Here is a 21,111-nt window from a genome sequence, read left to right on the forward strand (position 1 = left end):
ACAGAAAAACCTATTTTCAAAAGTGGCTTTTCCTGTTGTGAAAAAGTCGTGCTTAGACTGTGTAAGGTTGGAGTGTTGGATGGACGCTTACGCCACACCATGACGGCCGGGAAAGTGACCGGCAATTTCTATAAAGCCTGTACTGTGCCAAGTTTGATGAAATCGTCTGCATGTTAAAAGCTTAGCGTCTAAAAACCTCATTGCAACTCACTGATCTATGATGTTTTACAATACCTTCTCATTAATATAAAAACAGCCAGAAAATAATATTTAGCTGGCTGTTTTTGTTTGTAAAATCTGCCTTTTATGCCGTCTGCTTGTGGAGAAAACCACGAAACCGTAACTCACTGATCACAAGTAAAATTATTTCCTCTCCAAAACCTCTCCAAAACTATTCCCCAATACGTATTTTAAAAATTGCAGCTCCGGCAGGGGGCATTGCCCACAGATTTTAAGCAGCTACACCACAAGGGCTTTCCACCCTGCGCCGCGGTCGTCGTGGTACCGATCCGTCATAGCCTGGGTTTTGTGGCCTAGTAGTGTCTGTGTATCGATGCCTTGTTGCCTGTAAAGTCTCTCAGCAAGTGAGCGCTGTTCATGGAAGCTTGGGGCCGTTCCATCCTTCGGCGGCATTACGCCGGCTGCTATCCTGTCCTCCAGAAATACACGGCTCAGTGCGTTAGCATCGACCATGTCACCTGGTTTAACTTTCGCATGCAGCCGCGCATGGTGAAGAAGGTAGGGGCTGACAACGCGATCCCTGCAGCGGGAAATAACTTCACCGAGCGACATGTTGATAGCCTGGCAGCGAAGGGATAGGGGGATAGCAACCTTAGATCCCCCTTTGCTTTGCTCTATGTGCAGATGGCCATCCCATACATCTGAAAACTTAAGATTCACAAGATCCTCGCGCCGCTGTGCAGTCACCAGCGCCAGGAGCATGGAGTTCTGCACAAAGGGTTGCATATTGCCAGCGGCGGCAAAGATGGCCTGCCAGTCCTCCAGGCTCAGCCGCACGCGGGTAACCTTTGCGTGTGGTTTACGTGTGGCCAGCGCCGGGTTGTAACCTGGGGGAACCTCGCCGCTGTGCTGAGCCTCTTTGAATATATCGATCCAGACACCTCGAAGCAGTTGGGCCATCCGAGGTTTTCCCTCGTTTTTGTATTCATCAAGGATCATCGCAATCGACTTGGTATCAACATTTTTCAATCTGATATTTGGCAGCTTCCTGACCAAAATACTTGCGCATGACTTCCTGCTTTTAAGAGTCGATGGCTTAAGTGTACCGTCAGCTAATCGTTCTTTCTGAATAGCCAGATACCGTTCTACAAATTGGAAAACTGTCGTAGAGGGTTTCTCTTTTTTTACCGAAGAAATAGCAATGTCAACAAGCATTGAAGCCTGGCGGGATTGCTGCTCACTGAGAAGGCGATTAAGTTCCACCGCAGCGGCAACAGCATGTTCCTCAACCAATCCAAAACCAATAAAATTACCTGTTAAAGGGTGGCGATATTGCCAATACACCTTCTTGGTTCTCTTATCCATTTTGCAGTAAAGGTTTGGAGTATCGACATTGTATTTTCTTGGTCTAGCCACCGGTTAGCGCCTTCTTAACTAAATCACCCATGGGCTTTGATAATCTATCGAGTGATGGCGCAGAGGCTATGATCCCAACGAATTTAGCATCTGCATCAACGACCCATTTTTTACCTTGCTTCTTGGGTATTGGATAAATTTGTCCCGTAGCGGCATATTTATATAGCGTGGCCGCTTTAGGGGGATACTTGAATCCATTAGGCCCGGAGGCCCATTCAATAATTGGAATTAACTGGCTCATAACTTCTCCACACAAAGTAGGCCCGCTGCAACGGGCTGTTGATCATTGCTGGTGGCCTGATGGCTTATCACCGCATACTTGGTCTACAAACCGGTCGATCTCATCTGGCGCTGCCGCCCTCAGGCAGTCCATAGTGCCAATCAATCCATTGCGGCTTAAATAGCCCATTGCATCACCATGTAATTTGCTCTCAGGCCTTGCATTTTTTAAGGAGTGGGCTAATCGCTTAACCCACATGACTAATTCGTCAGTTTGCTTTTCTGGCACCATGCCGATACGTCGCTCGGAACTGCCTGCTAATATTGCAGCACGGCAGGCGTTCCAACCCTTAGTCCACTGGTTATAGTTGCTGGGTTTAATCTCTGGCGATGCCTCCGGTCATTTCGTCTGGCAACATGTAACCGTGGCTTACAGGTTCAGCCTTTTCGGTGGAGTTAACCAACAACAAAGAGCCTCGGCATAGTGAACTGACCCCATAAAGTTGAACGGTTGGTATCATGCGGCATTCTGGGCCTGGGTTCGGTATTCTACCGGACTCAGACCTTTCAGTCTTAGGCTAATCCGCTCATGGTTGTAGTAATGGATATATTCGTCTACTGCCTTTCTTAAATCAGCAACGCTATTGAACTCATCCAAGTAAAAACATTCGGATTTTAGCGTGCCGAAGAAGCTTTCAGCTACCGCATTATCCAGACAGTTTCCCTTACGGGACATGCTTTGTCTGATGCCCTGTGTTTCCAGCCGGGACTGATAGTTCGCCATACGGTATTGCCAACCCTGATCCGAGTGCAGGACAGGGGTATCGCCTGGCTCCAGTCTCTGACACGCTTTTTCCAGCATGGTGTTTATCAACTCCATTACCGGCCTTTTTGACATGCTGTATGAGATAACTTCACCGTTAAAGAGATCAACTACGGGTGACAGATATAACTTCTCCCCCTTTAGCGAGAACTCTGTGACATCAGTTACCCACTTTTCATTCATTTTCTGGGCTGTAAAATCGCGCTTTAGCAGGTTTGGTGCTGCATTACCGATAGCACCTTTCCATGAGCGATATTTTTTCACTCTTATCAATGAGCTAAGCGACAACTCTCCCATAAGTCGCTGTACGGTTTTATGATTGACTATCATCCCCAGCCTTCTCAATGAAAAAGTTATCCTGCGGTATCCATAACGACCTTTATGGTGATGGTATATTTCCCTGATTTTACTTTTCAGGGCCGTGTACTTATCCGACTGCCGGAGAGCATTTACGTTGTAATACCATGTACTACGGGATATTTTTGCCGCCCGTAGAAGATCATTGAGACTATATTCTTGCCTTAGTTCGCTGATTAATATTGATTTTTCTCGTTTTCCTTTTGTTGAACTAAGGCCTTCAGCTTTTTTAGATAGGCATTCTCTGCACGAAGATAACGGAGCTCTGCACGAAGTTCTTCAGGAGAGAGTTTTTCCAGATCCTGTTCAGTAGAAGGTGGGGCGCTATTTTTCTTTTTCATTTGCCTGGATCGTCCGGGTTTAAGATTCTGGAGTCCTTCCAGCCCGGCATCTTTGTAAACATCAACCCACCGTCGGACAACCGATTCATTTGAGATATTAAACCGGGCAGCACCTTCGCGCATTGACATTTTTTCGCTTAGAACGGCCTCTACAACAGCCAATCGGAGCTCTGGTGTATGAGAATCATTTTTCCAAGTTATCCCATCAATACCATGGAGCTGGTAGGCTCTGACCCAGCGACGAACCGAGGTTTTTTCAATGCTAAAGAACTCAGCGGTGTACTCAAGTCCTCGACTTCCTGATAGATAGTGCTGAACAACAGCCAGCCTAGTTTCAAGGGAATATTTTGGTCTTGCCATAAAAAACTGCACCTTACTCAGTTGAGTGTCCAACTTTTGGGGTGCAGTTCATATGCGGGGCTTTTCTATTTTGAGGTAGCCATGAGTAATCCAAAGCCTTATGGCAGCAAATGGCAGGCTGCACGCTTGGAGTTCTTGCGGCTTAACCCTCTGTGCGTGATTAGGATATTTAATGAAAATCAAACTAAAAACATGTTCACTGTAACTGGTGGTTATCATTAGTTTTATATAGATAACTCTTGTTTTCACGATTTTTTTATATAATATGTTGATTTTTTAGTGTAATGCGGTGACATACATGAAGGAAAGAATTAATTGGGTTGATGCATTAAAGTTTTTAGGGATGTTCTATATATATATCGGACACCTTGGCCCAGCGGCAGGGAAGCTATACTTATTTGTGTTCGCTTTTCACGTTCCTCTATTTTTCTTTATTTCTGGGTTGTCATGCGGTAGGGTAAAAACGATTGGCGATTTCTTTTTAAATTCATATAGGCGATTTAAAACAATAATAATCCCTTATTTTGTTTTTTCACTTATTGGTATTGCATTTATTTGTATTAAATATAACTACACCACATTACAGTTAAAGAGTGACTTATGGCAGATGACCTTAGGGATTCGTAATCAGATTCCTCTTGGAACCCTATGGTTTTTGCCTTGCTTATTTATAGTAACTCTATATCACTCAATTATTGATCTTTTTGTGAAAAATAGAGTTGTGATTTTTGCAATCACTTTTCTGGTTTATGTTAATGCAGCCCTCTGGTGGGACTACACCCCATCTTTGTTCTTTAACATTGATAGCGCGTTATATTACTTGCCATATTATTCGTTTGGCGCAATGCTCTCCCTTGAGAAAGTAAACTCATGGATATTATCAAAAGACATCAAGGTTAAGTTAATAAATTTTATAGTGCTTATAGCTTCACTGTTTGCAACGGCTTACGTTTATTTTTACGGCATGCCAAATCCATTTGGTAATATAAAACATACACAGTTTTTGCATGCGTTTTATTTTCTTCTCACAATAGTAATGTTCGTGCCAAGCATTGCTTTTGCAAAAAAAATTAACTTTAGCTCCTTAATTTTATTGGGCAGAAATTCAATTCTTTTGTGTGGCACAGAGCAGGTGTTAAAGCTTTCAATACTGTCTGTAATGTCTATTTTTGGGTTTACCTACTCCATAAAGGACCCTATGGATGCAGTGTTGTTTACATGTATTTGTTTTTTTATTTCTTACTTTACATTATTAAAAATATATAATCATTTAAAATTTAAACAATAGCCAAATATAGTCTGGGTTCTCTATTTGAGGTAAGCATGACTGGATTGAAAGAGCTGTCAGCTCAACTTCAGCAGATAAAAAAGCAAGTGTCCTTTGCCACCGCTCAGACGCTAACAAGTGTTGCTAGGAACGTAGCCGACGCGCAGAAAACAGCATTCCAGCGGCACCTTGAGAACCCAACACCTTTTACAGTTAACTCTGTTAAGTCTTTTGGGGCTCGTAAGAGCAACCTGGTTGCCAAAGTATTTGTAATGGATAAAGCAGCAAGCTACCTCGAACCGTTTGAGTTTGGTGGACAACATAAGCTGAATAGCCAGGCGCTACTCAACCCCAAAAACATTAAGTTGAATAAGTATGGCAACCTAAGCCGTAACAAGATGTCGCAACTTCTAAAGCCAAGCCGGATGTTTTCATCGGTGATGTTGGTGAGACTAACGGCGTATGGCAGCGTGTAAAGGCGAAGAAAGGCAAGAAAGGTAAAAAACGGCGTAAACGCTCAGCTAACGGGACTCGCCAGGATAGGCTGAAGATGCCAGCGCCAAAGCTGCTAATTCAATTTGGCGATGCGCTGCCGGTTAAGCCCACGCTGGGATACATGGAGCGAGCTCAGGCAATGGCGACTGCGCTTATGCCAACTGAGATGAGTCGGGCAATGGCTGAGGCATTGCGAACAGCAAAATAATGATTTAGGAATCCATCAAATGAGCACTTGAAAGAAATGTTTAACGAGCCTGCGCTATACCCAGATGCGGAAATTAAACACGTTAAATCAAAGCATGTCATGCGAGCAAATGGCTTTATTCTCACGGCTAAATTGCCTTCATCTGATGATGCAGAGGCAGTGTTTTTTGAAGTTTTATCAGAAGTTAAAAAGTTTCCACTCAGCCCTGAGTTAAGCGCGTTGGTGGTCAGAGAGGTAGGGCGGCGACTGGCTAAAAAAATGGAACTCAGCCTAGAGCTAGCTCCCCAATAAAAAATGGGTCCTTCCTAGCACTTTTTTATCTCACGGGCATTGCGCGCCGCGTTCTTCGTCTAGCTATGAACTTTTGAAATTTGGGTAACAGGTAACACTTGAGGTAACACATGAACCAGTCAGATTTTGCAAAACTCCATGGGGTTAGTCGAAAGACTGTAACGATGTGGAAAGCCCGTGGCTGGCTGATGTTGGATGGTGATGATATCGATGTGGATGCATCAAATGCCAATCTTGAGCGCTACCGAAAAACTGTTACCCAAATAGAAAAAAAAGCGACAGGTAACAAGCAGGGTAACAAAACGGGTAACAGATCGGCAGGTAACAAATCGGGTAACAAAAAAGATAAAGATTCACCTGAGCCTGCCACAAAAGTTATTGAGCGTCTGATTGCTGAAAACGGTGTAACGATGACGCGTGATGAAGCATTGACGATGAAAGAAAACTTTCTTGCTCTGCTTACTCAACTCGAATACGACATTAAATCAGGGCAGGTTCTCCCCTACAAAGACATGATCGAAGCTGTTGGCAAAGAGTATTCCCGCATGCGCACCCGTTTGATTGCGATTGCTCCTGAACATGGTCCCCGACTTCGGGTGCTGGCGTCAACCACCAACGATGCTGAGTTTGTACAGGCACTGCAAGAGGTGGTTTACGAGGCGATGGAGGAATTAAGCCTTGATGCAGATAACAACCGAGGAGAGAACTAGCGCTGCCTGGCAGAACTTTACGCAAGAGCTGCGCCAGCGCCGCTCCGATATCAGCCCTCCTGAGCCGCTTTCACTGAGCGAATGGGCCAATAAATACGCTGTTCTATCAAAAGAAACCAGCGCCCAGACTGGCCGATTCCGGTCATTTGCTTACCAAGACGGCATTATGGACGCCATCACAGCCCCCTCTGTTACTCAGGTCTCGGTGATGAAATCTGCCCGTGTTGGATATACCAAAATTCTCGATCACGTTGTGGGTTATTACCTGTCTCACGATCCGTCACCGATCCTGATTGTTCAGCCTCGCGTAGAAGATGCCGAGGATTACAGTAAAACAGAAATAGCACCAATGCTGCGCGATACGCCGGTATTGGCTGATATTTGTGGTGCGCCAAAAGCGAAAGACAGTAATCAGACCATCCTCAAAAAAACGTTTGTAAATGGAGCCAACTTAACGCTGGTGGGTGCTAATAGCCCCGGTGGTTTCCGCCGTATTACCTGCCGCGTAATCCTTTTTGATGAGGTAGATGGTTATCCGTCTGGCGGTGCTGGTGTTGAGGGAGATCAGATTGCACTAGGTATCAAGCGCTCGGAAACATTCTGGAATCGCAAGATTGCGCTGGGTTCAACTCCAACTGTGAAGGGAACAAGCAGGATAGGGAAGGCGTATGAAGAAAGTGATCAGCGCCGTTATTACGTTCTATGCCCGCATTGTGGTGAATACCAGGTGTTGGAGTGGGGAGGGCCCGATACTCCCTATGGCATAAAATGGGATAAAGATGAGCATGGAGAGGGTGTTCCTGATTCAGCCTATTATGTCTGTCGCCACAATGGTTGTGTTATTCACCATAACGAAAAAGCGTCACCTGCGTAAGCCTATCCGACGTCAAATTGGTGAGCGAATCGGCGGTGAGATGACACCGGCAGAACGTGAACAGTTGAACCTCATGTTTGAAATGGCCGATCAGATCGACATGATAAACCGCCGTCTGGAATGGATGGCTGCAAACGCTCTGGTATCTGGAAAAATTACCGTCATCGGTGATGGCTTCCCAACTACCGTCATTGACTTTGGGCGTTCTAGCAGCCTGACTATTACGTTGAGCGGTGCTGATAAGTGGCCACTGTCCGTAGCTCCTAACACAACCAACAACGTGCCATCGCAGGCTATTGAAAAATGGCAAACGCAGGTGCTGAAAGAGTCCGGTTCCGTTGTAACCAATTTGGTATTTACTAACAGTTCATGGACTGCATTCCGCCTGGATACGTCCATTAAAGACAACGCAATCACGTTTCCTGCATTGAGCCCATTCGGCAATCAGGTTGATGATCGCGTCTTCATCGGTGTTGTTGGTGGTGTAACTGTTAATACACTGTTTGCGGTGGCCGATGTGCAACCTGATAGAGAGTTACACCCAAGCACTGCAGGCATTAATGCCGGTTGGACTCGCGTGGTCACGCAACCCGAATTCTGTTCAATCAGCAGTTATCCGGGCACTGGCGAATAGCTACCAGCGGAGCGATAGCGATGCATTATCACTTCTCCGCGGCGGGTTCCCTGGCACAGCTACAATTATGTTGCCTGAGTGGGAAAGCTCACTGGGGTTACCTGATGATTGTTCAATCGGTGAGGTTGATACGATCGTTAAGCAGCAGGCTGCGGTGGTGTCAAAATTAATCAGTACTGGCGGTCAGTCAAAATCGTATTTCATCAGCATTGCCAGCTCGCTCGGATACAACATCACGATTGAAGAGTTTCGCCAAGCTCGCGCCGGGATGTCCGTATGTGGTGATCCCCTTAATGGCGAAGAGTGGCCGTTTGTCTGGTTGGTTGGAGCAAACGATACGACGATCGCTAATGCTGTTGCAGGCCGAAGTTACTGCAGCGATCCCTTGCGCTCTTGGGGAAACAGACAACTTGAATGCTCGCTAACCAAATTGGCACCATCTCACACAATCGTTAAGTTCGGTTATACCAGCACAGAACCACTCGAATAATTCTATTCAAAATTTTTATATCGCTCAGTGAGTGAGGATTAACTATGCAAAAAATCGGGGATGTAACAAATACTGCTGACAGTAACGGTGAGTTCACAAACGGCAATGTAGCCCAGGGCGTTCAGCCCACTATTTTGCTGGCCGAGATTTTTAATACATGGCAAAGAGAGCTTGTGAATATCGTTACTGGCTCTGGTAACTCTTTAGATCCAAGGGATGATACCCAGTTACTGTCATGTTTGCAGAAACTCTTTTTGAACGCTGCTAACAATCTGTCGGAAATAAAAGCAGCTGGCCCTGATGCTGTTGCGGAGGCAAAGGAAAACTTGGGGCTAACTAACGTGCTTGTTGGCCCTCTCGCGCAGGCAACTGGCGCGTCAACATCAGCAATCATGAGCCAAAAAGCAGTTACTGATGCACTGGCAACAAAGCAGCCAAAGGGGAATCGCAGACAGCGCTATTTTTGCCAGCTCACCAGCCGAAACTTATGTTTTTAACCCAAATAAAAACCTCTGTTTTCTGATTAATAACGCAAATATCACAGGGGCTTATTCTTCCCAGTTTGGCTTTATTTGGGGATTCTACGACAGTGGCGTCATGACTTCGGGTTCAGTTCCCGCAGCTAGAGTTACCAACCTCTCTCAAACAACCGGGGCCAGTAATACGGCAATAATGAGCCAGAAAGCAGTTACTGATGCTGTTGGCCAGAACGCAAGTCTTGGCCTTTATCAACTTTGGCATGATGTAACGGCATCAAGAGCGGTAGGTTCGAGTTACTCTAACAATAGCAATCGCCCGATCATGGTAGCAATGTGTGTTCGAAATGTTCCCCTGGGCCTTTATGCGTCAAGCATCGTCGTTCAGGGTATTGAGTTCTCAGCCGGATCAAACACTGCAGGGGAGCATCGTTTTATCAGCGTTATCGTTCCACCTGGCCAGACATACAGCTATAAGCCACTGGCAACATCAAACTACACATTACTGGAGCTTTATTGATGGACTACAAATATTACAAAGACGAAAATGATCAGGTTTATGCGTATACAGCAGACGGTAGCCAGGATGACTACATAAAACCTGGCATGATTCAGATTAGCGAGGAGGAGGCAAAAATACTCGCAAACCCGCCGCCCTCAAAAGGCCAGCTCATGGCTTTTGCTGCTGCTGAAAAAACACAGCGGTTTACAACAGCAACGTATGAAATTGCTTGGCGGCAGGATGCTTTAGATCTAAGCGTGGCAACCGATGCTAACAAAAAGGAGTTAATCAGCTGGAAGAAGTATCGCCTAGCTCTGAGTCGCGTTGATATCGAAAAAGCTCCCGATATTGAGTGGCCAGTAGCGCCGGAGTAATGATGGTTCCAGGAGGTATCTAGTTTTTGTTTTACACCAAACCTACACCGGTTTTACACCACTTATTTTTCAGGCATAAAAAAACCAACCGTAATAGGTTGGTTTTTCTAGGGTTATTTGGTCGGCATGAGAGGATTCGAACCTCCGATCCCCGACACCCCATGACGGCGTACTATTCATTCAAACCAAAATATTGTTTTAATGCAGAAGTTAGTACAGTAGTTGCAGTTTCAACGCCTACTGCCCAGGTTGACTCCGCGGCTTTAGTTATCATGCTTGAAAACCATACACTAACTTTGGGTCCGAAAAATGTGTTACCCGGTGGAACTTCACCATCAGCTGCAATAGCAATTTTTAGGTCATCAACATCTTCTTGAGTAAGGCCTTCTTTAAGCAATGCCGTTTCTAGAGACTTGAGGTCATTCTGATTTACATGGTTGGAGATATTGAATGAGTTTTTGTTTCCAAAGTTAATCACTGCATTAGGACCAAAGATAGCGTTGTTGAAAATGCTTGCAGCATCAATATCTTTCATTTTTTCACCCATGTCCTTTTCACTAGGCAAACTTTGTGCTTGATCAGAGAACTCCAAGAGGAAATCGAGCAAGCGAGATCTCACTTGAGTTAAGATATTAGTAAAGTTATGCAGGGCAATTTCTTTATAACATTCTGTTATTTCGTAACTTTTATCTATGCTTTTTGCAAAGTAGTATGCGTTCTCTAATGAAATAGGCTGTTTTAAGGTAGTCCTATCTTTACTGCTGGTGACAAGATGCTCTATTTGGCCTATTGGTTCTTTGACTGATACTCTATTGGCTTCTTTAAACTGATCTGGCGGCAAGTGTCTTAGAGGAAGAGCGAAACTAGTATAGCTACGCCTACCATTATCTGCATTCACCAAAATTCGCGCCGGGACTATCCTATAATCAGGCAAGGTTGATTTGTCCGAGTAACCATTAAGTTCATGGTTGACCCATGTAGCAAGCTCCTTTTTTCCGATTGAATACAAAAAAACCTTTGTCTTGATAAGGGCGTTTGTGATGCCATCGTCCCCAGAGCTAAGTATCTCAATGATTTCTTGCAGTTTACTCATTTTCCCTCTGTAAACAGGTGCTTATATGCCTTTGCTCATTAAAGTATCTCTATCACATCAGATGGCTAAGGTTAAAAATTAGCAAATAAAATGAGCATTCAATATTTTTTTCGTCAGTATCTTTCCCCAAAACTAAACATAACTCATTGATCAATAATGATCTACCGCATCACTCAAGAACATAAAAAAACAGCCAGAAAACAAGAGTTAACTGGCTGTTTTTATTTGTAAAATAGGTTTTTTATGCCGTCTGCTTGTGGAACAACTCTCTAAATACTGGGTAGATATCATCTGGTTCACGAATATGTTGCATCGCAAAGTTTTCAAATGTCATTTGCAGTTGCTCATATTCACGCCATAGTGTTTGGTGAGCACGGCGGGTGATTTCGATGTAACTATAATAGCGTACTACGGGCAAAATATTCTTTGCCAACAGCTCGTAGCATAGTGGGGAGTCATCTGCCCAGTTATCACCGTCTGAAGCTTGAGCCGCATAGATATTCCATTGTGCAGGGTCGTAACGCTCTTCGACGACTTCACTCATCAGTTTTAACGCACTTGATACAATAGTGCCACCTGTTTCCTGAGAGTAAAAGAACTCCTGCTCATCGACCTCTTTAGCCTGGGTATGATGGCGAATGTAAACGACATCAACGTTCTTATAAGTTCTGCTGAGGAACAGGTACAGTAGAATATAAAAGCGCTTTGCCATGTCTTTAGTCGCCTGATCCATTGATCCTGAAACATCCATCAGACAAAACATCACTGCCTGACTGGAGGGCTCAGGGCGGCGTTCGTAATTCTTGTAACGCAGATCGAAAGTATCGATAAACGGCACACTTTCGATTTTCTTCCTCAGTTCAGCGATCTCTTTGCGAAGACGCTCTTCTTCAAGCAACTGCACCGGCTCGGTATTTTCCAACTGCGAGAGACTATCTTCAAGTTCGTGTAATGCACGCCGTTTGCCAGCAGTCATGGCTGTTCGCCGTGCTAAAGAATTTTGCAGTGAGCGCACAACGCTAATATTGGCAGGTACACCGTTAGCGGTATAACCGGCACGGTGCGTTTTGTATTCAGTAAGTTGCTTATACTGATTTTTCTTTAGATTAGGCAGCGCGAGATCTTCAAACAATAAATCTAGATATTCATCTTTGGATATCTGAAATACAAACTCATCCTGCCCCTCGCCATTTTGACTTGCATTTCCTTGGCCACTTCCGCCGCCGCCGCCACCTTGCGGGCGTTCGACACGGTCGTTTTGTACGAAGTGATCATTACCCGGATGAACACGATGATGCGTACCGCCACGCCCCTGATGAAACATAGGCTCGCTGATATCACCTGAGGGAATCGAGACAGATTCACCGCTATCCACGTCGGTAACCGAACGCTTATTGATGGCTTCGGCGATCGACTGTTTAATTTGTGACTTGTAACGACGTAAGAAGCGCTGGCGGTTCACCATGCTCTTGTTTTTACCATTAAGCCGTCGGTCAATGAAATACGCCATACATCCCCCAAACAACGTTGCCAACTTTCCTTTCTCTACCCTGTATTTTGCAATTTGCAGCCTCCTTGGGGTATGTGCCTCCCCCAATCGTACAGACGACGGGGGAGCACACTCTAACCAACTAGCCGCAATCGAAGATTGGGTATACAGGCTATCTATGACGTCATATCGCTGACATCATGAAGATTTTCTTACCCGCAGATACCATTCGCACAGCAAGCGAACCTGTTTGCGTGTATAGCCTTTTTCCATCATACGGTCGACGAAATCATCGTGTTTTTTCTGCTCGTCCGTTGAGGTTTTAGCATTAAAGGAAATGACAGGCAGTAACTCTTCAGTGTTCGAGAACATTTTCTTCTCGATAACCGTGCGCAGCTTCTCGTAACTGGTCCAGTTCGGGTTCCGACCACTGTTATTGGCACGTGCCCGTAGGACAAAATTGACGATTTCGTTGCGGAAGTCTTTAGGATTGCTGATACCAGCGGGTTTCTCGATCTTTTCCAGCTCAGCATTCAAAGACTCGCGATCAAACAACTGGCCAGTGTCTGGATCTCTATACTCTTGATCCTGGATCCAAAAGTCCGCGTAGGTCACATAACGGTCGAAAATATTCTGGCCATATTCGGAATAAGATTCCAGGTAAGCAGTCTGAATTTCTTTGCCGATAAATTCGGCATATTTAGGGATCAGATAGCCTTTCAGATGCTCAAGGTATTTTTCAGCAACATCCTGTGGGAATTGTTCACGTTCGATCTGTTGCTCCAGTACATAGAATAAGTGCACTGGGTTGGCAGCAACTTCAACATGATCAAAGTTGAATACCCGAGACAGGATCTTGAAGGCGAAACGTGTCGAAAGACCATTCATACCTTCATCAACCCCAGCATAATCGCGGTATTCCTGGTACGACTTGGCTTTTGGATCGGTGTCTTTCAGACTTTCACCATCATAGACACGCATCTTCGAGTAAATACTTGAGTTTTCTGGTTCTTTCAGCCGTGATAGGACGGTAAAGCGAGCCAGGGTTTCCAAGGTACCAGGAGCACAGGGCGCATGGGTTAATTCACTATGATCAAGCAGTTTATCGTAGATTTTAATCTCTTCCGATACTCGCAAGCAGTAAGGCACTTTGACGATGTAGACACGGTCAAGGAAGGCCTCATTATTTTTGTTGTTTCGGAAAGTCACCCATTCTGATTCGTTTGAGTGTGCCAAGATAATGCCGCTGAACGGTAGTGCAGAAATACCTTCAGTACCATTATAATTACCTTCCTGGGTGGCAGTCAGCAGAGGGTGTAGCACCTTGATCGGTGCTTTAAACATCTCTACGAACTCCATGATCCCCTGGTTAGCGCGGCATAATGCACCGGAGTAGCCATAAGCATCAGGATCGTTCTGCGCGTGGTTTTCGAGTTTACGGATATCCACTTTGCCGACCAATGCAGAAATATCCTGATTGTTTTCATCACCGGGTTCGGTTTTGGCGATCGCAATTTGATCAAGTATAGAAGGGCGAACCTTCACAACTTTGAATTTTGTGATATCGCCGCCAAACTCGTGCAGGCGTTTGGCGGCCCACGGAGACATGATGGTACCAAGATAGCGAGTTGGGATGTTGTATTCTTTTTCTAGAATGCTTGCATCTTCCTGAGGGTTAAACAGGCACAACGGGTGGTCGTTCACCGGGCTGCGCTCACCGTTGGCACTCAGGGTGTAAATAGGCACGAGTTGCATCAAGGCTTTCAGACGTTCTGCCAGCGATGATTTTCCTCCCCCAACGGGCCCCAAGAGATAGAGAATTTGTTTTTTCTCTTCCAGACCTTGTGCGGCATGTTTTAGGTAAGAAACGATCTGTTCGATAGCTTCCTCCATGCCGTAAAATTCCTCAAATGCTGGATAGCGGGCTATCACACGGTTGGAAAACAAACGTGACATGCGTGATTCAAGCGCGGTGTCCACCATGACGGGTTCACCGATAGCCATAAGGAGACGTTCCGCCGCATTGGCGTAAGCACTGCGATCTTGCCTGCAAATGGTAAGAAACTCCTGCAGTGTAAACTCTTCGTCCTTGGCAGCTTCGTAACGCTGGCGATAGTGATCAAATATGTTCATGGCGATGCCCGTCCTTTCGTTATTAGCACAGGTTAAAAGGAGCTGGTGTTTATATTCTTGCTCCCGAAAGAGTGAACTCACATGAGTACAGCAACTCGTATGCCAACTTGGAGTGCTTATTATCGCGAGTTGCGCTTTATTGCCACTGAGCTCATGATAAATTCACCTTCTGATTTAAGCGTAGTTGCATACTGAAAAATTTCCTGCAAGAAAAATGGTTTTTTTTAAGTCATTTCAATGACTCAGTTACTTAGACGGTTGTCGAATGCCTTATCTGATGCGGGTTGTGGCAAAAAAAAGACATGATTTAACGGTCAATAATTAATGTTTCCACGTTAAGTTATTCGTTCTGAACTGTTTTATTTTGTAAATATCAGGCAGGAAATTACATTTTCACATAGACTGGGGGTGATATTTACACCACGTTATGTATGGAAAAAACCAGTGAAAATCTCTCAACTCAAAACGCTAGCAATCATCGTTTCCGCCATAGCCTATGTGCATACAGCCCAAGCGGGAAATTTCTCACTCGGCGCAGCTGCGCTGGTTACGCCAGAGCCTTACCGTGGCTATAAAACCAAAGTTTACCCTGTACCTATCATTAACTATGAAGATGATAACTTTTATTTCCGTAGCCTCACTGCGGGGTATTATCTGTGGAATGATCGGCAAAATAAGCTAAGTCTCACGGCCTACTACCTTCCTCAGTATTTTAAACCTGGCGATAGCGATGATGAGCGTATGAAGCGCTTAGATCGGCGTCGTAGCACCCTGATGGCAGGTTTGGCTTATTCCCATAATGCCGAGTGGGGAACTATCCGTACGGTGTTATCAGGCGATACGTTGAATAACAGCAACGGTATGCTGGGTGATGCGGCATATCTGTATCGGTTCGCGCCAGATAACTGGACGTTTGTGCCGGGGATCGGGGTTACGTGGAGCAGTAAAAACCATACCAAGCACTACTATGGCGTGAGTGAAAATGAATCACAACGCAGCGGTTTAGATAGCTATGAGCCAGGAAATAGCTTGGCGGCTTATATGGAATTAACGGCGAATTATAAATTTAATCAGAACTGGAATGCGTTCGTGACAGGGCGTTATATCAGATTGTCTAACGAAGTTAAGGACAGTCCAATGGTAGATAAATCATACACTGGGATTGTGCTAACCGGCGTGAGTTATAGTTTCTAGAGCTATAATGCACTAAAAATGAGCGTGAGCTGCACTAAAAAGGGGCGTTATAGCCCCTTTTGACATTCTATAGTGCATTTCTTTTGAGCAAAATTTAACTGTTTTTACGGCTGCGGAATTTAACCGCCAAACGAGCGGGTTGTTCACCAGAAGCTATCAGAGGTTTTGATATGCGCCCGGTTTCGACGCAGACCATGGTTTTGTAGCCATCATCAGTCATATCGGCCATACTGCAAGACAGTTTGACGCCGGGATTCCACGTAATGACATCACTCATATGTTGATGGTTGACTTCGATAGTTCGTTGCAACACAGGATCTTGAATCAGATTGCAGGCCGTTGCTTGGGTATAAATACGATCGGTTTGCCCGGTAAAGACCAAATCACTAATTTGCTGTGATTCAATGCCGTTAGCGACTTTATCAATATAGTGCTCACCCAAACCGGTAACTTTAATCGTGCTGATATTCCCAATCTGAAAGTAAGAGTGTAGTGCTGCTGTAGCCTGATAATCGCCATGTGATTCCAGCTCAATCTCACATTCTTCGCCAAGTCTGAAGCGTGCAATTAGTGTGAACGCATGTGGCCACAGTTTGCGGGTTTGCTCGTTATCTTTGAGAGTGAAAGCCAGAATAACACTATTTTCATCTTCGTCATGCGCGGTGAGCTGCCATGGCTGATTACGTGCAAAACCATGAGATGGGTGACCTGCAGGACCAAACCATGGCCAGCAGATGGGGACACCACCACGGATCGCAATACCTTTTTGGAATGGTGTATTATTACTCAGCCAAATAACAGGTTCATCGCCATTCGGTTGCCAAGTGAGCAAATGTGCGCCTTGCAATGCAATCGCTGCGCGTACTTTAGGGTGTGATACGACTATAACGGGTAATTCTTCCAGGTTTCTCTGACTAATGAAAGGTGTGAGTTGTTCGGTAATGGGTAGGGTGAAGATTTTTTCATTCATGCTGTAGCCTTCTTTTTGCCGCGAAAAACATACCCATCTTTCTTCAAGCTGCGGAGGGCTTATGCGCCTTCACTATGTTGCCTTTTCATTCATCCTTCGTTTAAGGAAGTTAAAAATTTTAAGGGATGAGAACAGATAACGATGCTGCAGCTGAAAGCAATGGGTACAAAAAGGGCGACAAAAATGTCGCCTCTTTATACTCAGCTTCGCATCATGACATTACTTGGAGATGTGAGCGATCAAGTCCAGTACTTTGTTAGAGTAACCAGTTTCGTTATCATACCAAGAAACCAGTTTTACAAAGGTGTCGTTAAGTGCAATACCGGCTTTGGCATCAAATACTGAGGTCAGTTTCTCACCGTTAAAATCGGTAGAGACAACTTCATCTTCGGTATAGCCCATGATGCCCTTCAGTTCACCTTCAGAAGCGGCTTTCATAGCATCACAGATTTCTTTGTAGGAGGCTGGTTTTGCCAGGCGAGCAGTCAGGTCAACGACAGACACGTTTGGAGTCGGTACGCGGAACGACATCCCGGTTAATTTACCGTTCAGCTCTGGAATTACTTTACCTACAGCTTTAGCTGCGCCGGTGGAGGAAGGGATGATGTTTTGAGCTGCACCACGGCCACCGCGCCAGTCTTTGTGAGACGGGCCATCAACGGTTTTCTGAGTTGCAGTAGTCGCATGCACTGTAGTCATAAGCGCTTCAACGATGCCGAATTTGTCGTTGATAACTTTAGCAAGTGGAGCCAAGCAGTTAGTGGTACAAGAAGCGTTAGACACGATTTCTTGGCCAGCATATGACTTGTGGTTTACACCCATAACAAACATTGGGGTATCGTCCTTAGAAGGACCTGTCAGGACAACTTTCTTCGCGCCTGCTGCGATGTGCTTACGTGCAGTTTCGTCAGTCAGGAAGATGCCAGTTGCTTCAGCAACGACGTCAACGTTGACTTCATTCCACTTCAGATTTGCTGGATCTTTTTCTGAGGTACAACGGATGGTTTTGCCATTCACAACCAGATGGCCATTTTTAACTTCTACAGTACCGTTGAAACGGCCATGGGTAGAGTCATACTTGAGCATGTAAGCCATGTAATCAGCGTCTAACAGGTCGTTGATTGCAACGATTTCAATGTCAGAACGTTCCTGAGCAGCACGGAAAACAATGCGACCGATACGGCCAAAACCGTTGATACCTACTTTGATAGTCATATATTCCACCAGCTATTTGTTAGTGAATAAAAGGTTAGTTGTAAAATTACAAAAACCTTACCGAGCGTCAAGCGGAATCGTGTCAATTGTTGCGACAAGTCAAACCATCGACTCGGTTTTGCACACGAATTGCACATTCCATTTTCGTCCGGTCTCAGAAGCGATATGGGGGCTGATCGCTAAGTATAAAGTCCGTATGTGCAAAATTTGTGAAAAAATCCCACATAATTGCGGCATACCTCTTGTGCGCTACAGTCTAGGCGAAAAAGGTCTGCAACGTTGTTAATTTTTCGTTATCATTGAGCATCGTTGACGTAGTAATGATCTGCATTCTGGGAACAGCACAGATGGATAAAGAGACAAACCCCAACCAACCGCGTAATCAACTGAACGAAATCCAACGCTATGTGACACAAGAACGCGGGACTGAAGCACCATATTCAGGAAAACTGCTGCACAACAAGCGTGAAGGTGTATACCATTGCTTGTGCTGCAATGCCCCGTTATTTTACTCCGACAGTAAGTATGATTCAGGCTGTGGTTGGCCAAGTTTTTATCAACCAGTGTCTGATGATGCAATCCGTTATCTTGATGATAAATCAAATAATATGCATCGTGTAGAGATCCGTTGTGGTCACTGCGATGCACATTTGGGTCACGTATTCCCTGATGGTCCGCAACCGACAGGTGAACGTTATTGTGTGAATTCTGCGTCATTGGCTTTCACAGACGGTGAAAGCGGTGAGCAAACTACGGGTTAACAAGTTATTAGAACAAAAAATCGATTCAGCTAATTATCCTCTCCTTTAACTAATTCAAGTTGCAGGAAAGCGCTAAGCCAGAAAATTCTTGGATGTACAAATGATGATGCCATAAGAGGTATGAGGTGCATTCAACGTATGTATTATTTTAAGTATGGCCAGTTTATTCAGCCATGAGTAAGGAGCTGCTCTGATGGAAGTAAAAGATCTGATCGCGGCCATAACGCCGGAAATTTACCAGCGATTAGTCCAGGCTGTTGAACTAGGTAAATGGCCTGATGGAGTCGCCTTGACGCCAGAACAAAAGGAACATAGCCTACAGGCTGTGATGCTTTGGCAGTCAATGAATAATGTCGAACCTCAACATATGAGTATCGGCACTGATGGGAATATCGTAATGAAAAGCAAACAAGAATTAAAACAGCAGTTTGTTGCGGAGCCCCTGGCTAAACTGAAACCAGAGTAAAATAAAACAACAGGGCGATGAGAGTATCGCCCTTGTAAAGAAAAACTCTTTTGTGAAAAGAATCACCAAGTTCACTGCAGAACAAACTGTGACAGTGTAACGAGCTGTGCTCCAGCATCTTGCATTTCTGTCAACGCCTGCTGGCTGTTTTGTGGTTGCAAATTGACACCGCGACAACCATCGATAATTACTTGTGTTTGATAGCCCAAGCTCAAAGCATCCAGCACACTGTACTTAACACAATAATCAGTTGCTAAACCCATAATGGCAAGATTTGTGATCCCTTGGGATTTAAGCCATTTGTCCAATGCTGTCTGCGTTTTATGACCGTTATCGAAGAAAGCACTGTAACTATCGATATCAGGATTTTCACCTTTTCGAAAAATGGCTGTGATGTATTGCTGATTTAGTTGGGCATGAAGTTCTGCACCGTAGGTTTCTTGTACGCAATGCACTGGCCACCATACCTGCTGTAACCCCATCAACTCACCGAGTGAGCCAATTTGTGTGCGTGAATTTTCCGCAAAGCTACGGTGATTTGCTGGGTGCCAATCCTGGCTGGCAACGATAACTTCGTTACGGGAAAGACACGCTTCGATTGCCATATTGGCTATTGCAATAGTGGCATCGCCTTCTGCCACAGCTAAAGCGCCACCTGGGCAAAAATCGTTTTGTAGATCAATCAGCAATAAGGCGGTTTTCATCTTGATTCCAAAATTTTGTTAACCTGAGGTGTTAAGTTCACCACGTAAGTCCTGCTGCATCTGAATACGAATTTCTTCAGGTGTAAGTGCCTGGCTCAAGAGATAATGCAATTTGGTCAATGCGGCTTCTACGGTCATATCAAAACCGCTGATCACTCCTGCTTGGGCTAGGGCATTACCCGTGGCATAGCCTTCCATATTGACACGACCAGAAATACACTGTGTCAGGTTGACGACCACGATTCCACGATCAGAGGCATCACGCAATTCATCTATTAATTCAGCTTGCTGTGGAGCGTTGCCCACACCATAAGAACGTAAAATCAGAGCTTTTACTGGTTGAAGCAAAAAGTTACGCACAACAGCACCGGAAATTCCGGGGTATATCGTGACGACACCGATCGGTTGAGGTGTGATGCCATGTACCAGTAAATCCCCATTGCAAACTGGCGATGAGATGCCTGGTTGGCGGCGGATATGTATCCCTGCCTCAAGGAGAGGAGGAAAATTCGGTGAGGCAAAAGCATCAAAACCGTCGGCATGCGCCTTCGTCGTGCGGTTGCCACGAAACAGTTTGTTATTGAAGAATAGACTGACTTCATTTATCGGATAATTTGCAGCCAAGTAAAGTGCATTCAACAGATTGGTTTGACCATCGGAACGCAGTTCAGCCAAAGGTATTTGTGACCCTGTCACAATAACCGGTTTATCAAGATTCTCTAGCATGAAAGAGAGTGCAGAAGCCGTAAACGCCATGGTATCGGTGCCATGCAGGATCACGAAACCGTCATATTGGTCATAATTATTTTTAACATCATCGGCGATATGCTGCCAATCTTCAGGCGTCATATCTGAAGAGTCGATCAACGGTAGGTATTCGTGAATGATAAAATTAGGCATTTCCTCTCTGTGGAATTCAGGCATAAGTGCCAGTTGATGCTGTAGATGACCTGAAACTGGGATATAGCCGTGTTCGGATCGTTGCATACCAATAGTTCCACCAGTATAAGCAACGTAAATGGATTTTTTTTGCATAACAAAACTTTTATGGCACCTAATAGGCTGAATT

Annotated in this window: 19 protein-coding genes, 1 tRNA gene and 4 pseudogenes; 13 read left to right on the plus strand and 11 right to left on the minus strand. The window is 45.0% G+C overall.

Features of this window, described 5'->3' with window-relative positions; genetic code table 11:
• Positions 1 to 459: 459 nt before the first annotated feature.
• The 3 genes from OK023_RS07925 to OK023_RS07935 all read right to left on the minus strand — a co-directional run bounded on the left by OK023_RS07925 (position 460) and on the right by OK023_RS07935 (position 3,696).
• A complete protein-coding gene (locus OK023_RS07925) occupies positions 460 to 1,545 on the minus strand; it encodes a tyrosine-type recombinase/integrase (protein WP_317697563.1) in 1,086 nt (361 codons plus the stop codon).
• Between the two features lie 43 nt (positions 1,546 to 1,588).
• Positions 1,589 to 1,837, minus strand: a complete 249-nt coding sequence (locus OK023_RS07930; RefSeq protein WP_317696675.1) for an excisionase — start codon at positions 1,835 to 1,837, stop codon at positions 1,589 to 1,591.
• Positions 1,838 to 2,332: 495 nt separating this feature from the next.
• Positions 2,333 to 3,696 (minus strand): IS3 family transposase gene (locus tag OK023_RS07935; RefSeq protein ID WP_317696677.1). Its coding sequence is split into 2 segments (ribosomal slippage): positions 2,333 to 3,219 and positions 3,219 to 3,696, totalling 1,365 coding nucleotides; the frame shifts between segments, so codons are not numbered across the junction.
• A 298-nt stretch (positions 3,697 to 3,994) separates the two neighbouring features.
• Here OK023_RS07935 and OK023_RS07940 point away from each other — a divergent pair.
• From OK023_RS07940 to OK023_RS07985, 10 genes and pseudogenes are all read left to right on the plus strand, one after another.
• Positions 3,995 to 4,984, plus strand: coding sequence for an acyltransferase family protein (locus tag OK023_RS07940; RefSeq protein ID WP_317696679.1), 990 nt, complete (start codon positions 3,995 to 3,997; stop codon positions 4,982 to 4,984).
• Positions 4,985 to 5,019: 35 nt separating this feature from the next.
• Positions 5,020 to 5,666: pseudogene (locus tag OK023_RS07945) on the plus strand (hypothetical protein).
• Between the two features lie 27 nt (positions 5,667 to 5,693).
• Positions 5,694 to 5,957 (plus strand): hypothetical protein, encoded by a 264-nt coding sequence (locus tag OK023_RS07950; protein ID WP_317696681.1) that lies wholly within the window; start codon positions 5,694 to 5,696, stop codon positions 5,955 to 5,957.
• Positions 5,958 to 6,067: 110 nt separating this feature from the next.
• A complete protein-coding gene (locus tag OK023_RS07955) occupies positions 6,068 to 6,667 on the plus strand; it encodes an RNA polymerase subunit sigma-70 (protein ID WP_317696683.1) in 600 nt (199 codons plus the stop codon).
• On the plus strand, positions 6,639 to 7,541 hold the full coding sequence (locus OK023_RS07960) for a phage terminase large subunit family protein (RefSeq protein ID WP_317696685.1): 903 nt from the start codon (positions 6,639 to 6,641) through the stop codon (positions 7,539 to 7,541). Before OK023_RS07955 ends, OK023_RS07960 begins: the two co-directional genes overlap by 29 nt.
• Positions 7,534 to 7,995, plus strand: a pseudogene (locus OK023_RS07965) (major capsid protein); the annotation flags it as partial. The gene OK023_RS07960 and the pseudogene OK023_RS07965, both read left to right, overlap by 8 nt.
• A 61-nt stretch (positions 7,996 to 8,056) precedes the next feature.
• On the plus strand, positions 8,057 to 8,665 hold the full coding sequence (locus OK023_RS07970) for a YmfQ family protein (RefSeq protein ID WP_317696687.1): 609 nt from the start codon (positions 8,057 to 8,059) through the stop codon (positions 8,663 to 8,665).
• A gap of 44 nt (positions 8,666 to 8,709) precedes the next feature.
• A pseudogene (locus tag OK023_RS07975) lies at positions 8,710 to 9,000 on the plus strand (hypothetical protein); the annotation flags it as partial.
• Positions 9,001 to 9,262: 262 nt separating this feature from the next.
• The gene (locus tag OK023_RS07980; protein WP_317696688.1) at positions 9,263 to 9,661 is read left to right on the plus strand and encodes a hypothetical protein; all 399 of its coding nucleotides are present in this window, start codon (positions 9,263 to 9,265) and stop codon (positions 9,659 to 9,661) included.
• Complete coding sequence (locus tag OK023_RS07985) at positions 9,661 to 10,017, plus strand: tail fiber assembly protein (RefSeq protein ID WP_317696690.1); 357 nt, start codon at positions 9,661 to 9,663, stop codon at positions 10,015 to 10,017. The genes OK023_RS07980 and OK023_RS07985 overlap by 1 nt, the downstream gene beginning before the upstream one ends.
• A gap of 118 nt (positions 10,018 to 10,135) precedes the next feature.
• Here the strand turns inward: OK023_RS07985 and OK023_RS07990 are convergent.
• The 4 genes and pseudogenes from OK023_RS07990 to yeaG form a co-directional block, all read right to left on the minus strand.
• A tRNA-Pro gene (locus OK023_RS07990) sits at positions 10,136 to 10,275 on the minus strand.
• A gap of 310 nt (positions 10,276 to 10,585) precedes the next feature.
• Positions 10,586 to 11,110 (minus strand): annotated as a pseudogene (locus OK023_RS19195) (hypothetical protein); the annotation flags it as partial.
• Between the two features lie 241 nt (positions 11,111 to 11,351).
• Positions 11,352 to 12,620 carry a YeaH/YhbH family protein gene (locus OK023_RS07995; RefSeq protein ID WP_317696692.1) on the minus strand — a complete coding sequence of 423 codons (1,269 nt, stop codon included), beginning with the start codon at positions 12,618 to 12,620 and terminating at the stop codon, positions 11,352 to 11,354.
• Between the two features lie 177 nt (positions 12,621 to 12,797).
• On the minus strand, positions 12,798 to 14,732 hold the full coding sequence (yeaG, locus tag OK023_RS08000) for a protein kinase YeaG (protein WP_317696694.1): 1,935 nt from the start codon (positions 14,730 to 14,732) through the stop codon (positions 12,798 to 12,800).
• A gap of 444 nt (positions 14,733 to 15,176) precedes the next feature.
• Here yeaG and OK023_RS08005 point away from each other — a divergent pair, with 444 nt between their 5' ends.
• Positions 15,177 to 15,926 (plus strand): MipA/OmpV family protein, encoded by a 750-nt coding sequence (locus tag OK023_RS08005; RefSeq protein ID WP_317696696.1) that lies wholly within the window; start codon positions 15,177 to 15,179, stop codon positions 15,924 to 15,926.
• Between the two features lie 94 nt (positions 15,927 to 16,020).
• On the opposite strand, the gene OK023_RS08010 is transcribed toward OK023_RS08005, so the two are convergent.
• Both OK023_RS08010 and gapA read right to left on the minus strand, forming a co-directional pair.
• On the minus strand, positions 16,021 to 16,896 hold the full coding sequence (locus tag OK023_RS08010; protein WP_317696698.1) for a D-hexose-6-phosphate mutarotase: 876 nt from the start codon (positions 16,894 to 16,896) through the stop codon (positions 16,021 to 16,023).
• 219 nt (positions 16,897 to 17,115) lie between these two features.
• Entirely contained in the window at positions 17,116 to 18,111 is a 996-nt protein-coding gene (gene gapA / locus OK023_RS08015; protein ID WP_317696700.1) for a glyceraldehyde-3-phosphate dehydrogenase, read from the minus strand.
• Positions 18,112 to 18,458: 347 nt separating this feature from the next.
• Between gapA and msrB the strand changes: the two genes are divergently transcribed.
• Complete coding sequence (gene msrB / locus OK023_RS08020; protein WP_317696702.1) at positions 18,459 to 18,872, plus strand: peptide-methionine (R)-S-oxide reductase MsrB; 414 nt, start codon at positions 18,459 to 18,461, stop codon at positions 18,870 to 18,872.
• A 193-nt stretch (positions 18,873 to 19,065) separates the two neighbouring features.
• A complete protein-coding gene (locus OK023_RS08025; protein ID WP_317696704.1) occupies positions 19,066 to 19,338 on the plus strand; it encodes a YeaC family protein in 273 nt (90 codons plus the stop codon).
• Positions 19,339 to 19,409: 71 nt separating this feature from the next.
• Here the strand turns inward: OK023_RS08025 and pncA are convergent, their stop codons facing one another.
• Both pncA and ansA read right to left on the minus strand, forming a co-directional pair.
• Positions 19,410 to 20,042 (minus strand): bifunctional nicotinamidase/pyrazinamidase, encoded by a 633-nt coding sequence (gene pncA, locus OK023_RS08030; RefSeq protein WP_317696706.1) that lies wholly within the window; start codon positions 20,040 to 20,042, stop codon positions 19,410 to 19,412.
• An 18-nt stretch (positions 20,043 to 20,060) separates the two neighbouring features.
• Positions 20,061 to 21,077: an asparaginase gene (ansA, locus tag OK023_RS08035; protein ID WP_317696708.1), complete on the minus strand. Its 1,017-nt coding sequence runs from the start codon at positions 21,075 to 21,077 to the stop codon at positions 20,061 to 20,063.
• Positions 21,078 to 21,111: the final 34 nt, after the last annotated feature.

Source organism: Serratia sp. UGAL515B_01 (assembly GCF_033095805.1).
In the GTDB taxonomy this organism is placed as follows: domain Bacteria; phylum Pseudomonadota; class Gammaproteobacteria; order Enterobacterales; family Enterobacteriaceae; genus Chania.

Coding starts and splice junctions, on each gene's coding strand:
- OK023_RS07925 (WP_317697563.1), bottom strand. CDS start 1,545: ATGGATAAGAGAACCAAGAAGGTGTATTGGCAATATCGCCACCCTTTA.
- OK023_RS07930 (WP_317696675.1), bottom strand. CDS start 1,837: ATGAGCCAGTTAATTCCAATTATTGAATGGGCCTCCGGGCCTAATGGA.
- OK023_RS07940 (WP_317696679.1), top strand. CDS start 3,995: ATGAAGGAAAGAATTAATTGGGTTGATGCATTAAAGTTTTTAGGGATG.
- OK023_RS07955 (WP_317696683.1), top strand. CDS start 6,068: ATGAACCAGTCAGATTTTGCAAAACTCCATGGGGTTAGTCGAAAGACT.
- OK023_RS07960 (WP_317696685.1), top strand. CDS start 6,639: ATGCAGATAACAACCGAGGAGAGAACTAGCGCTGCCTGGCAGAACTTT.
- OK023_RS07970 (WP_317696687.1), top strand. CDS start 8,057: ATGTGCAACCTGATAGAGAGTTACACCCAAGCACTGCAGGCATTAATG.
- OK023_RS07980 (WP_317696688.1), top strand. CDS start 9,263: ATGACTTCGGGTTCAGTTCCCGCAGCTAGAGTTACCAACCTCTCTCAA.
- OK023_RS07985 (WP_317696690.1), top strand. CDS start 9,661: ATGGACTACAAATATTACAAAGACGAAAATGATCAGGTTTATGCGTAT.
- OK023_RS07995 (WP_317696692.1), bottom strand. CDS start 12,620: ATGGCGTATTTCATTGACCGACGGCTTAATGGTAAAAACAAGAGCATG.
- yeaG (WP_317696694.1), bottom strand. CDS start 14,732: ATGAACATATTTGATCACTATCGCCAGCGTTACGAAGCTGCCAAGGAC.
- OK023_RS08010 (WP_317696698.1), bottom strand. CDS start 16,896: ATGAATGAAAAAATCTTCACCCTACCCATTACCGAACAACTCACACCT.
- gapA (WP_317696700.1), bottom strand. CDS start 18,111: ATGACTATCAAAGTAGGTATCAACGGTTTTGGCCGTATCGGTCGCATT.
- msrB (WP_317696702.1), top strand. CDS start 18,459: ATGGATAAAGAGACAAACCCCAACCAACCGCGTAATCAACTGAACGAA.
- OK023_RS08025 (WP_317696704.1), top strand. CDS start 19,066: ATGGAAGTAAAAGATCTGATCGCGGCCATAACGCCGGAAATTTACCAG.
- pncA (WP_317696706.1), bottom strand. CDS start 20,042: ATGAAAACCGCCTTATTGCTGATTGATCTACAAAACGATTTTTGCCCA.
- ansA (WP_317696708.1), bottom strand. CDS start 21,077: ATGCAAAAAAAATCCATTTACGTTGCTTATACTGGTGGAACTATTGGT.